The organism is Aureimonas sp. AU4 (assembly GCF_001463765.1).
In the GTDB taxonomy this organism is placed as follows: domain Bacteria; phylum Pseudomonadota; class Alphaproteobacteria; order Rhizobiales; family Rhizobiaceae; genus Aureimonas.
Genome location: NZ_BBWK01000078.1, coordinates 15785 through 28280 on the forward strand (window position 1 = coordinate 15785; position 12496 = coordinate 28280).

At 62.0% G+C, this 12496-nt stretch carries 14 protein-coding genes; 8 read left to right on the forward strand and 6 right to left on the reverse strand.

Going from position 1 to position 12496, the window contains the following annotated elements; all coding sequences use genetic code 11:
- The first annotated feature begins 68 nt into the window (after positions 1-68).
- Positions 69-1163, forward strand: coding sequence for an endonuclease/exonuclease/phosphatase family protein (locus tag AUL35_RS19520; RefSeq protein WP_062017962.1), 1095 nt, complete (start codon positions 69-71; stop codon positions 1161-1163).
- Positions 1164-1216: 53 nt separating this feature from the next.
- Here the strand turns inward: AUL35_RS19520 and AUL35_RS23105 are convergent, their stop codons facing one another.
- The gene (locus AUL35_RS23105) at positions 1217-1558 is read right to left on the reverse strand and encodes a DUF2934 domain-containing protein (RefSeq protein WP_306304381.1); all 342 of its coding nucleotides are present in this window, start codon (positions 1556-1558) and stop codon (positions 1217-1219) included.
- Positions 1559-1706: 148 nt separating this feature from the next.
- On the opposite strand from AUL35_RS23105, the gene AUL35_RS19525 reads away from it, so the two are divergent.
- Positions 1707-2954, forward strand: coding sequence for a DUF2254 domain-containing protein (locus AUL35_RS19525; protein WP_062017964.1), 1248 nt, complete (start codon positions 1707-1709; stop codon positions 2952-2954).
- A gap of 259 nt (positions 2955-3213) precedes the next feature.
- Here the strand turns inward: AUL35_RS19525 and AUL35_RS23215 are convergent, their stop codons facing one another.
- On the reverse strand, positions 3214-3663 hold the full coding sequence (locus AUL35_RS23215; protein ID WP_082666473.1) for a helix-turn-helix domain-containing protein: 450 nt from the start codon (positions 3661-3663) through the stop codon (positions 3214-3216).
- A 125-nt stretch (positions 3664-3788) separates the two neighbouring features.
- Between AUL35_RS23215 and AUL35_RS19535 the strand changes: the two genes are divergently transcribed.
- Entirely contained in the window at positions 3789-4298 is a 510-nt protein-coding gene (locus AUL35_RS19535; protein ID WP_192847126.1) for a PAS domain-containing protein, read from the forward strand.
- Positions 4299-4819: 521 nt separating this feature from the next.
- Here the strand turns inward: AUL35_RS19535 and AUL35_RS19540 are convergent.
- A complete protein-coding gene (locus AUL35_RS19540; protein WP_192847127.1) occupies positions 4820-5206 on the reverse strand; it encodes a response regulator in 387 nt (128 codons plus the stop codon).
- A gap of 144 nt (positions 5207-5350) precedes the next feature.
- Between AUL35_RS19540 and AUL35_RS19545 the strand changes: the two genes are divergently transcribed.
- A complete protein-coding gene (locus AUL35_RS19545) occupies positions 5351-5755 on the forward strand; it encodes a response regulator (RefSeq protein WP_062017972.1) in 405 nt (134 codons plus the stop codon).
- A 158-nt stretch (positions 5756-5913) separates the two neighbouring features.
- Here AUL35_RS19545 and AUL35_RS19550 read toward each other — a convergent pair whose 3' ends face one another.
- The 3 genes from AUL35_RS19550 to AUL35_RS22305 form a co-directional block, all read right to left on the reverse strand.
- Positions 5914-7620 (reverse strand): bifunctional diguanylate cyclase/phosphodiesterase, encoded by a 1707-nt coding sequence (locus tag AUL35_RS19550; protein WP_062017974.1) that lies wholly within the window; start codon positions 7618-7620, stop codon positions 5914-5916.
- Positions 7621-7846: 226 nt separating this feature from the next.
- Positions 7847-8110 carry a hypothetical protein gene (locus AUL35_RS19555; RefSeq protein ID WP_062017976.1) on the reverse strand — a complete coding sequence of 88 codons (264 nt, stop codon included), beginning with the start codon at positions 8108-8110 and terminating at the stop codon, positions 7847-7849.
- Between the two features lie 102 nt (positions 8111-8212).
- Positions 8213-8383, reverse strand: coding sequence for a hypothetical protein (locus AUL35_RS22305; protein ID WP_156418096.1), 171 nt, complete (start codon positions 8381-8383; stop codon positions 8213-8215).
- Between the two features lie 182 nt (positions 8384-8565).
- Between AUL35_RS22305 and AUL35_RS19560 the strand changes: the two genes are divergently transcribed.
- The 4 genes from AUL35_RS19560 to AUL35_RS19575 all read left to right on the forward strand — a co-directional run bounded on the left by AUL35_RS19560 (position 8566) and on the right by AUL35_RS19575 (position 12419).
- Positions 8566-8829 (forward strand): hypothetical protein, encoded by a 264-nt coding sequence (locus AUL35_RS19560; RefSeq protein WP_062017978.1) that lies wholly within the window; start codon positions 8566-8568, stop codon positions 8827-8829.
- 163 nt (positions 8830-8992) lie between these two features.
- A complete protein-coding gene (locus tag AUL35_RS19565) occupies positions 8993-9709 on the forward strand; it encodes a Crp/Fnr family transcriptional regulator (protein WP_062017980.1) in 717 nt (238 codons plus the stop codon).
- 185 nt (positions 9710-9894) lie between these two features.
- The gene (locus tag AUL35_RS19570; protein WP_062017982.1) at positions 9895-10104 is read left to right on the forward strand and encodes a hypothetical protein; all 210 of its coding nucleotides are present in this window, start codon (positions 9895-9897) and stop codon (positions 10102-10104) included.
- 623 nt (positions 10105-10727) lie between these two features.
- Complete coding sequence (locus AUL35_RS19575; RefSeq protein ID WP_062017984.1) at positions 10728-12419, forward strand: methyl-accepting chemotaxis protein; 1692 nt, start codon at positions 10728-10730, stop codon at positions 12417-12419.
- Positions 12420-12496: the final 77 nt, after the last annotated feature.

Consider the following 12496-nt stretch of genomic DNA (forward strand, 5'->3'; position numbering starts at 1 on the left):
TGCCTTGGTCGAGGCGCTACCGACGCGTCTTACTCTCAGCATCGTGATCAGTCACCGGAAACCGTCCCATGCGACCAACGACACGTTCCACTGCCCTGCGCGTCGCCCGCGGTTTCGTCGCGGTGCTCCTTCTCCTGCTGGTCGTTGCAGCGTTCCTGCCGGAGATCCGATCCGACCGTTGGTGGATCCGGTATGCCGAGTTCCCTCACCTTCAATTCCTGATCGCGACGGTCGTCCTGCTGGGGCTGTTTGCGGCGATCGGCGGTCTGCGCCCGGGGCGCGGACGGGTCATCGGGATGGCTGCGGTGGTCGCGGCCGCCTATCAGGCAACGCAACTGCTACCGTTCACCCCGCTCGCCCCATTCGAAGCGCAGGGGGCGGCGAATTGCCGGCCCGAGCGGACGCTGCGCATTCTCTCAGCCAACGTCCAGGCGGGCAACCGAGACGGCGAAGCAGTCTTGGGTGCCATTCGCTCGGTCGATGCGGACGTCGTGCTTCTTCTGGAGACCGACGCATGGTGGGATCAGCAGATCGCAACGCTCTACGACCGCTATACTCACCATGTGGCGAGTCAGCCGCGTGCCGCGCACTACTACGGGATGCAGGTCCTGTCGCGGCTGCCGCTCATGGACCCGCAGATGCTGTACCTGTTCGACGAGGCGACGCCGACGTTGGACACTCGGGTCACGCTGCGGGATGGTACGCCGGTCCGGCTGATCGGCCTGCACCCGCGACCGCCCTTGTCGGAACCGCAGCCCACAACCTTGCGGGACGGGACCATCGCCGGAATGGCCAGTCGCGCCACCACGTCGACCGAGCCCGTCATCATGGCTGGCGACTTCAACGCCGTGCCCTGGTCGCCGATCGTGCAACTGGCAAAGCGGGTCGCGCGCGTCGAGGACCCGCGCGTTGGTCGCGGCTTCATCGCGAGCTTCAACGCCCACAGTGCCTGGATGCGCTGGCCGCTCGACCACATTCTCGCGCAGGACAGCTTCACGGTCCTGTCCTTCGATCGTATGGGCACCACCGGATCGGACCATTATCCTATGCTCGCAACCCTCTGTCTCAACGACCGGGACGGGACCCGGCAAGCCAAGCCCGTTGCGCAAGGCGACCGCGCACGAGTGGAAAAAGCGATGGAGGCCGCACGGGCCTCGAAGTAAGACGGCCTAAAGGCGCGCCTTACGGTCGACGCTCGCGGCGACCGCGGAGGGGCTCATCTTGCGATGTGACGTGCAGGTGGCGTCTGCTCCCCGTTGGGGGCTTCGACTTGCCGGGACGCCTCCGCCCAGAACTCGTGCTCGCGACCGCTCGGGCGTCCGGCTGCCTCCCAAAGACGGTAGGCCAGAAGTCTGACCTCCTCGTCGCAATCCTCGCTACCCACCACTGCTCTCCCATCGTCAAGCCAATCGCCACGTCGGGGTTCCGTCGGCCGGAGACTGATGCCGAGCGATCGGGAACCGAACACGTTATCGGCTGACGCTAGCTGTTCCATGCCCCGAACCGCGGAGTTCTCAAGGGCGCCATTTCTTGAGAAGGCAGAACCATTGTACGCCATCGTACGGAATATTGCTTAAGGGACACGTCAGTGACCTGCGTTTCGTACCGCTGATGGACCAAAGCATGCATAAGCCAAACGCCCGCCCGGTCGATCCGGGGCGGCGCGAAGGTGTCTGCTCGTCTCAACGCACCGAAGGGATCCCGGCATGAGCGAACGTTGGCGCTGGATCCTGTCGCAGATCACCCGCCGCATCTGGTTCCGAGCCGGCGTCTTCTCGGTGTTGGCCATCTCCACCGCCCTTCTGGGCGCCTGGGCGGGTCCGTACATCCCGCTGCACCTGTCCGCCCAGATCGGCTCGGACGCGGTCGACAACATCCTTGGCATCCTCGCCTCCTCGATGCTGACGGTGACGACCTTCTCGCTGTCGACCATGGTGTCGGCCTACTCGGCCGCAACCTCGAACGTCACGCCGCGCGCCAACGTCCTGATCATGGAGGACGCCACCACGCAGAACGTCCTGTCGACGTTTATCGGCTCGTTCCTGTTCAGCCTCGTTGGCATCATCGCCCTGTCCACCGGCACCTATGGCGAGCAAGGCCGCGTCATCCTGTTTGGCGTCACGATCCTGGTGATTGGGTTCATCGTCGTAACGTTGCTGCGCTGGATCGATCACCTGTCCCGTCTTGGACGCGTGACCGAGACCACGCAGCGCGTCGAGGAAACCGCGATACGAACCATCCGTGAGCGGCGGCGGCGACCCCACCTTGGGTGCCACCCGCTGGCCGACCGCGTGACCGGCATTCCGCCAGGTGCCCAGATGGTGCATGCCAACGCCATCGGGTACGTCCAGCATATCGACGTCGAGGCGCTGTCCGCGCTTGCGAAGGCGCAGGAGGCTCGGATCTTTGTGCGGCGCCTGCCTGGCGAACTGGCCGACCCGACGGAGGCGATCCTGGCAGTCGAAGGCGGCGCCGTCGACGCGGACGCGTTGCGCGCCTGCGTCACGATCGGCGACCGTCGATCCTTCGACCAGGATCCGCGCTTCGGCATCTGTGTGCTGACCGAGGTCGCCAGCCGGGCGCTTTCGCCCGCGACCAACGATCTGGGCACCGCGGTCGACGTGATTGGTCGTCTCCTGCGCGTGCTGGCAGCGTGGGCGGATCCGGTCGAGACCGAGCCTGTCGAGATCCATAACGTGTTCGTGCCGCCGATCAGCATCGACGACCTCTTCGACGACGCCTTCCTGGCCATCGCCCGGGACGGGGCTGGGGTCGTCGAGGTCGGGGTACGGCTTCAGAAGACGCTGCGCACTTTGTCCCGGCTCGATCACCCGGGCTTCCGCGAGGCTGCCCAAAAGCATGCGCGAAGGGCGATAGAGCGAGCGGCTCTGGTTCTCACGCTTGAGGAGGACCGCGACGTTCTGCGCGCGCTCGCGGCCGACGTTCAAGCGTAGCGTGCCGAATAGGCGAAGCCACAACCAGTGCTCTGATATCCACGTCCGCTCTTGCAGGTCGCAGATTAGAAGCGGCCTGACCGCTTTCCACCCCCGTCCGGTCTCAAGCAGCCGCGGATGCAGACGCCCGAAAGCGGTCGTACGGGTTTCGACCCATCTGTATCGTACAACGTTGCGTCGGCCGAACCAGAAAGCGGACATGGGTTCGCGTCGTATGCAAGTCGCGTCACACTTGTGACGGCGGTTAGGACCCGTCCTTCTACGTCCGCGGCAAAACCCGAGAACGCAGTTCAAGAGTCTCCATCAACGCCGTCAACTTCGCTCGGATCTCTTCGTCTTGGACCCGCCCTAGGGCGGCACGAAGCTCATCGTCGTCGCCGGGAGGCAGTTCGACCGGCGCAGTCCTCCCATCCGCAACGGCGGCACAGCCTGAGAAGAAGAACGCCAGGTCAAAGCCCAAACGGTTCGCCGTCCGAAACAGTGTGCTGGCACTGATCCGGTTTCGCCCTGTCTCGTACTTCTGGACTTGCTGGTAGGTCAGACCCAACTCCCGAGCCAACGCCGTCAACGTCATCCGGCGGTGCTCGCGAGCCGCTTTGAGACGTTCTCCAATGCTGCGATCAAGTTCGTCGTCTGGTCGCACTGGCTGCGCGTCATCCCGGTAGCAGATGAGGGGTTGGAGCGCATGCAAGCACATTCGCGCTTGCATGTCCTGCGGTTCAACCTGAGTGTACGGTTTCAACCATTCAGGTTGTTGGCCTACGATCGGTCCACGTCTTCCGCAGGAGGCCGTTCGAGGGGGGCGGAATGAAGGAAGGGGACAGGACGCTCTCCGTGGCAGCGCAGGACTTCCTGGGCGTCTGGACCTGGAATGTGGCGACCCGCATCGTCGTCGCCTGCAGCGATGTCTGCCACTACGCAGACATTCCGGTCGAGGCCGGGATCCATGGGGTCTCGTCTGAACGCTTCCGGGCGGCCATCCATCCCGACGATCACGATGAACTCACCCGACGCGTCGACCAGGCGCTGCGAGGAGAGGACCTCTTCAACGCCGAGTACCGTCTCATCAGCCGGGCGTACGGCACAGTCTGGGTCCGCTCCACGGGCCGGTGCTTTCGCGAACCTGATGGCCGCCCGACCCACATATCGGGGTATCTCAGCCGCATCGACGCTGGCCACACCGCAAAGCCGGACGACGAGACGGTTATAGCGGATGTGGTCGAGCACTTGATGCAGGCACGCGAGGCGGCAGAGCGACTATCGACGCCGGTTCTGTTCAAGCTGATCTCGGCTGTTCTGCTCGAGGCTGGCTACCAGATCGCGGCCCTCCTGCGACGCAACTGAGATCGCGCACCCAGCGACGGCACGAATGGCCGGCAAGATCGATCTTGAGATCGTCGCCCATCCGCAGTTCTGCCGACGGACGTGCCACATAACTCATGACTGCATGACGTCGTCCTAATGGAGGATGGGGTCATGGGTTCACTCGACATTCTGGTTGGGCTCGTCGTGGTCGCGAACATCGCTGCGATCGTCTGCGCGACGGTGGGATCGTTCCGCCCCTCGGATCTTCGCAAGCGCCGCTGACCCATGCGAGCACGCATCTAACCGCGTGGTCGAGCCCTGACCGCGGAAGAGGCGACTTGGAAGGCTGTGGCATGGCCCAGCAATACTCAACCCAGCGCCCGCGTCCTGAAGGCTCCTGTTACGATGGACCATCCCGTCGAGCGCTAGTCCTATGTCCACACCAAGTGGACCGGCTATGAGCAATAGACTCAACGCAGAAGGCCAATCCGGTAACAAGTACCCGCAAAAGCACACGTGCTGCTCACGCCTCTCCTGCGTATCTCCTGGTTCTGCCCTGCCTACCCGAACAATGCCCTGACGATGGCTTGGCTTTCGAACGGCTTCTGATGGTGGGGAATGTGCTGGTAGAGGATTGGGATCGTGGAGCGGCCATAACCAGTAGCGAACACGCACGGAATGCCTCGCTCGCGCAGCTTATCGACCAACGGGTAAGTCCTCTCGCCAAAGAGGTTGATGTCGAGAACCGCCCCGTCGAGTGCGTCGATGGTTGCGACGGCGTTGATAGCATCGGCCAACGTTGCGAACGGCCCAACGACCGCAGCGCCCTCCTCCTTGAACGTGCAAGCTAGCTCGTCGGCGATGTAGAGGTCGTCCTCGGCAATCAGGACACACTTGCCAGCCGGTAGCGCGCTCACTGACCTGTCAGACATACCGTTCGCTATCATACTGGCACTCACCCGTGCAGTTTGGTCCCTCCTACCGAAGTTCTAGGGCGAGGCAACCATTCATGGGTTCAAAACCGTACCGCTCATTCCGATATACAACCCTTGGGCATGCGCCCAACCACAAGACGAAACGAACGGATCTATATGCCGCTGCGCATTCTGATTGTGGAAGACGAAGCCATCATCGCATTGGAACTTGAGGGTATCGTCGAACGGGTCGGCCACGTCGTTGTTGGCATCGCTGGAACGGTTGATCACGCGCTACGGATCGCGGCAGCGTCGGGTCCGGTCGATCTAGCCATCATGGACGTTGCGCTGGCTGGCAGGGAGAGCGGTCTTGATGCCGCGCAGCGGCTGCGCACCGCGTACGACGTGCCCTGCTTGTTCGTCTCGGCGCGCACGGACGCCTTCACGCGGGCCGCCGCCAACGAGTGGCAACCGCTTGGGTTCGTCGATAAGCCGTTCACTCGAACGGACATTGAGATCGTTCTGCAATCGTACCCCGAAAGGTGTCAGATGCGACGGCCGCGGACATCAAAACACCCGTGATCGACGTCTGCTTTGCGGCATTCACGACCCATAGCAGACTGGAAGGTTTCCACTCGATCAAGCCGATCGGCGTCACGGAAGCGAACGCCCCGAAGCGGCTCATACGCTATCGACCCAACATGGTCCCTTCGGTGATGTCCTAAGCTACCCGTAAGCGGTCATTCCAGCGTCGGCGAAGTTGGATGGATATTCTGTCGAGGAAGCGGTGCCGCAGTGGCAGCGACGACCGTACCTGGACGTCCGTAGAGATAGCCTTGATGGGTATCGCATCCGCAGGCCAACAGGACATCCCGTTGGCGTTCGGTCTCGATGCCCTCCGCCGTCGTCGCCAAGCCATAACCTCGGCACAACGCGACGACACATTGGATGACCGCTGTGGACGCGTCATGTCCATCGAGGTCCGAAACAAAACTGCGGTCAATTTTGATGCGCGTGAGAGGAAGGGCCCGCACTAGGGCCAACGACGAAAAACCTGTCCCGAAGTCGTCCAGCGCGATCGCAACGCCGATGTCACGCAACCGCTTGAGCGTCGCGCTCGCCCTGTCGAGATCGGTGAGAACGGCGGTCTCGGTGATCTCCAGCTCCAGGCGCTCGGCCGGAAGGCCGGTGGTCGTCAGGATCGACGTCACGAGGTCGGCCAAGCCCTCGTCGCCGAGCTGGGTTGCCGACAAGTTCACCGCAACGGTCAACGGCGATGGCCAAGTCGCCGCTTCCCGGCAGGCTGTCCGCAGCACCCATTCCCCAAGCTTCGGCATCAGGCCGAGTTCCTCAGCGATCGGTACGAACTCAGCAGGCGATACATGCGTGCCTGTCTGGTCCACCCAGCGCAAAAGTGCCTCGTAGCCGGTTACCCCCCCACTGCGCCCGTCGACGATGGGTTGGTAGGCCAGATGGAAGTCACCTGCGTCCACTGCATGGCGAAGTTTCAGTTCCAGGACGCTGCGTGCCAGGGCCTGCTGGTTCATGGACGCATCGAAGAAGCGAACGCAGTTCCGGCCGTCGTGCTTGGCACGGTAGAGCGCCAAATCCGCGCTGCGGAAAAGATCAGGAATCTCCGAGCCGTCGCCGGGCGCGATGGCGACACCTACGCTGGCGCCGATATTGGCCGTCTTGGTTCCGATCTGTATCGGACGGTTCAGGGCTGCAACGATGGCGTTCGCCATGTCGGCGACCGCTGCGCCGTCGGGCGACCCAAGCTGAACGATGGCGAACTCGTCGCCGCCCAAGCGTCCCACAAAGGCAGCGGGTCCAGCGAGGGCCTCCAAGCGACGCGCGACCTCGCGCAGGACGTCGTCGCCGACCAGATGGCCGAACACGTCGTTGACCGGCTTGAAGCGGTCGAGGTCGATGTAGTGAAGAGCGATGCGCGACCCGTAGACGATCTCGGGAAACTGCGCCTCGAGACGTTCCACCAGACCCATGCGGTTCGCGATCCCGGTCAGGCTGTCGTGCAGGCTTTGGTGCCTGAAGCGCTGCTCGGATGCCCGTTGCTCTGTCAGGTCGCGGGTTACCTTCGCAAACCCAACGAAGCGGCGGTCGTCGTCGTAGATGGCATCAAGGGCAATGCCGGCCCAAAAGGCCGAGCCGTCTTTCCTATAGCGCCACCCTTCCATGGCATGGTGACCGTTCTGCCGGGCTAGTTCGAGGTTGAGCCGTGGTAGCCCGTTGGCACGGTCCTGTTCTGAATAGAAGCAGGCATAGTTGCGGCCGACGATCTCAGCCGCAGTGTATCCCTTGGCGCGCTCTGCGCCTGCATTCCAGTTGAGAACGACGCCGTCGGCGTCGAGAAGATAGATCGCGTAGTCCTTCACGCTCTGTACGAGCAAGCGGTACATGAGTTCAGGCGTGATCGGAACTTCGGACATACGTTCTCCGGAAAACGCGTGGCATCATACCGTCCGATTGGTAACCGGAACGCCTAACGCCCCGCGCAAGTATGTTGGCCACCGCGCTGCGTAGTCTGGGGTGCTAATAGTCGAAAGTGGTCCATCCGCCTTCGGGCCTTTACAGCGTCGAAGGCAGCTATACGCAGATGCAGTAAGCGGACTGCGCGTACCATATCGAAGTGCGGACCTATCTCGGGTGCCGTTCTCACCCCATAGCACGGCGCGTCTGCATCTCTTGTTCACGCCGAACGGTTGAGGCGAAGGCAACGCGTTTCCAGACCATGCCTGTCTCGTCCGCAATCTCGATCGTCCAATCGCTGATATCTCGTCCCGCCCGGATGGCACTGGCCATCAACTCACGAGCGGCTTCCACCGCTTCCGCCTCGGCGGCTGCCAAGTCGGGGTAGTCCCCCCCCTCTGGATCGCGGACGATATCGTTGGTCTGGATCTGGTGCAGATAATAGCGCATGGACTCACCAACCTTCTACCCAGAGCGCTCCTTTCGGCGCTGGGCGGTGTTTGTGAACGATCGTCGAAGAGTTCCGACTGCTTGTGTCTCTCCGACGATGGTTTACCGGTTCATTAATCTCGCGGCGGAAACGGGAACGGCCGTTAGGTGATCGCCGATGTCGTCGCCCGCCTGAATGCACTCAACAATGCGTAGCGCAACACGTTCAGCCGCATACGGCTCGTAGCGGTCACGCAGAATGGCGGCGATGCGCTCCGTGACGGGTTGATGCATGAGGGGTGTGTCCGCGTTATATCGTTCGCCCCAATATAATCTCGGCATTCTCGCGAACTAACGGTCACAACCGTACCATTCCGTGCGACAGAAGTGCCCGTGTCATGGCGAACGCTCTGATCCGTTGCCGAGCGTACGCTTTCCTACGGCAACGCCTGCCCTCGCATGCGGATTGCCTAGCTATGACCCGTTACTTCTTCCATCTCTACCGCGCGGATACGTTCATTCAGGACTTCGAGGGCGAGGAGTTCGCATCCCTCGACAGAGCCAAGAAGGAAGCAGTCGAGGCGGCTCGCGAACTGGTGGCCACGGCTGTTCGCATGGGGCAACCGATCAACGGTGACCGGATCGAGATTTGCGACGCGGCGGATCAGCGTCACGACGTGGTTCGGTTGGCCGACCTTTTACCACCTCGAAGGATCAGCACGTTCGATGGCAACATCTGATCTCTGCGGCCTGCTGCCCGCGCTCAATGTCAGAACCGTACGCTCCTGTACCATAGGTGGTCCGGCCGCGTTGCAGACAGCTAAAACTGTCGTGCGCCGGGACGATGAGAGGTTGGTCTGCGCGTGACGAGAGCGGGCTCCTTCCCGACGGACAGCGCCAATCATGACAGAGCCGATCCGAAACCGACTTTTGGCGGCTTTATCCCATACCGGCAGAAACGCGCTGATGTCGCAGGCTGAGATTATCGATCTTCCGGTACGCACCACGCTGGTCGAGCCGAACGTACCGACAACGCACGTTTTCTTTCTAGAGAGCGGGCTTGCGTCCGTTGTGGCGACAAGCCGCGATGGTGCCGAACAGATCGAAGTCGGGCACCTGGGTTTGGAGGGATTGAGCGGCCTGCATCTTCTGCTTGGCACGGACCGAACGCCGAACCATACGTTCATGCAGGTGGCAGGATCAGGACTACGCGTGCCGTCCGAACATCTGCTGGAACTGCTGTCTGCCGACGAGAAGATACGCATCCACTTCCTGCGCTTTGTCCAGAGTTACCAGATCCAGCTTGCTCACTCTGCGTTGGCCAACGGACGCTATACGATCCCCCAACGTCTCGCCCGCTGGCTGCTAATGTGCCACGACCGACTGAGAACCGACGACATGCGGCTTACGCACGAGTTCCTGGCTCTGATGCTGGGCGTCCGGCGCTCAGGGGTCACCAACGAGATCCATATTCTGGAAGGCGAACACGCTATCCGCGCCAACAGAGCTTCGATCCGCGTCCTCGATCGCCAGAAGCTCATCGATATAGCCGACGGTTGCTACGGCGTGCCGGAAGAGGAGTATGCGCGGCTGATCGAAGGACACATGGCCGACGCTTGAGCAGCAGCGTTCAAACGGCTTGGTCCGTTTTCGTACGGTTCTAACGATGTCATTGCGAAAGCTGGAGAATACCTTCTAGCTGCGTCACGACGACGCGCACAATAGGGCACTGGCGTTCGGTTTCTTGATTCCGGAGCAGGCCCTCGCGTCAGTCGCCTGACAACCCAAAGCGAGAGCCTCATGCCATGCTCCCCTTCGATCTCGATCAGGACTGCGATATCGTCACGCGCAACCCGGACCGCCGGACCGGACCGCTGATGCTGCGCTCCGCGATGCAAGCGATCGTTTTGCATCGCCCGACAGCGGATGAAGTCGAGGTGCGACTACGCAGCGGCCAGATCTTTGGAGAGGCTGAGATCGAGGCTCTCTACGTTACGGCTACCCTTCCGACCTGACCAGATTCGAAGCCTGTCTCCCGAATACGAGAGAGCCAGGCACGACTGGGGACCATTCCCACCGCATGGCAGGAGATCGGAATGGATCAACGAGCCTGGATCAACCTGACTATGATGGTTTTGGACCTGCGTCTGGCAGCGCTTGGGCCATGTGAGCGGGTCGGCGAGCGCCTCAATGCTCTTCGCCTTCTGGAGATCGCAGGCGTTTTAGAGCAGGTACGGAACAACGTTGACGCGTCAGAAGAGTCCTTTCCATCAATCGAAGCCAAGGTCCGTAGCCCCCATCCCCCAAGGACGGACTTGGCATAGCCTCAGCGGGACTGCGGTTTGCCGCTATGTTGATGAAGTCCTGCGCCGTCCGCCTAATAGGCTCCCTCGCCTCCCCAAACAGGTTTTGCGATCGTTTGATCGCTGGACGGCTTCTGGGCGTGAGAAGTGTTCTGATAAAAGAATGGAACTGGGCAGAAGTCGTGGCCGATTGAAGCAACGTATGCGATCCCATCCGTATGCGTTCTTCTCGAACTGTACGGTTTTGACATGCGAGAAATTCGACATCGCACATGAGTCGTAGAGATATTCCAGTCTAAACCTCAAAGCATTCCGCATGAGATCGGGAATGCACCATGAAGCTCAAGACAAAGCTCGCCTTATCGTTTGCAACCATTCTCATGCTGTCGGGTGGTGCCGGCTACTACGGCATCGCCGCCATCAGCGCGGCGGACACAAGCATGGTGTCCTTCATGGAAGGGCCCTTCACCCAGTCGAACCGTTTGGGCGCGCTTTGGGCGAGAACCCAGGAGATTGGGCGCACCCTGAATGCCATGACCTTCACGTCCGACGCCGGTCAGAAGGCTGACATGCGCGAGGACATCCTCGGCCTGATCGACGCCAATACGGCGGCAGCCCAATCGTACCTGGCCCAGGTGGAACCTGGCGATACGGACGCGATCACGAAGGCCACAGCCGGGGTCGAAGCATGGAGACACTATCGCACAAGCGCCGATGCGGTGATGGCCGAGCTGGAGTCGGGCGACCCCACGATCGTTGCCCAGGCCATTCCTCAGATCTCGCAGGTCGTGCGCCCCCAGCTTCAATCCATTGTCGAGCGAACCACCGATCTTCTCGCCTTTGAGCGAGGGGTTGCAGGAAAGATCGCTGACGGGATGCATCAGGAGGAGGTCAAAGCGCGCAACATTCTGATGGGCCTCGTTGCCGCTGCCTTGGCGATCGGCACGGCGTCGGCAGCCTGGTTCGCCCTGTCCCTGTCCCGTGGGCTTGAACTGGCCATGCATCATGCGCGCAAGGTCGGTACCGGCGATATCTCGGAACGTATCGTCCATGCCCGCAAGGACGAGATCGGCGACCTCCTGACGACGATCTGTCAGATGCGCCTCAAGCTGAATGAGATCGTTGCCGAAATCCTCGCCTCTTCGGCTCAGGTCGCAAAGGGTTCGCAGCAGTCGGCCGCGACCGCCGAGCAACTCTCGTCCGGGTCGAGCGAACAGGCAGCCGCGTCCGAGGAAGCATCGGCGGCGGTCGAAGAGATGACGGCAAACGTCCGTCAGAATGCCGACAACGCGTCTCAGACCGAGAAGATGGCATCAGCTGCCAGCGTCGGTGCCAAGCGGACTGGCGTTGCGGTCACGCAGTCCGTCGAGGCGATGCGACTGATCGCGCAGAAGGTTCAGATCGTCCAAGAGATCGCCAGGCAGACGGATCTTCTGGCGCTAAACGCTGCAATCGAGGCGGCCCGCGCCGGTGCGCATGGCAAAGGCTTTGCGGTGGTGGCCTCCGAGGTCCGCAAGCTCGCCGAGCGTTCGGCCAGTGCGGCGGCGGAGATCGGGGACCTGTCGGCCAGAACGCTTGTCACCTCCGAAGAAGCGGGCGAGATGCTGGCCCGCCTTGTCCCCGATATCGAACGCACGTCGGAGTTGGTCGGCGAGATCACGGCGGCCTGCCGCGAGCAGGCCGTTGGTATCGAACAGATCAATCTTGCGATCACCCAGCTGGACCAGGTGACCCAATCCAACGCCGGGGCCGCGAACGAGATGGCGGCGACCGCAACGGAGCTGTCGAGCGAAGCCCAGCGTTTGGCGGAGCGGGCTGGCTACTTCAAGCTCGAGGGTCCTGTCGGCACGCAAGCCGTGCGTGCAACCCGGCAGGAGAGCGTGCGCCAGCTCCAGGCGAGGGTTCAGGCGTTTGGAGATCGCCATGCCACGAGTGCAGCCAAGCGGAGCAAAGCGGATGGCTCGCAAGGGGCCAGCGACATTGTCGTGGATCTGGACGACGACTTCCAGCGCATGAGCGCCCGATAGTCGCCCAATCGCATATCAGACAAACGTCCGCTTTGTAACGGGTTCGCCCGAAAGCGGACGGTCGGCTAACCACCCCC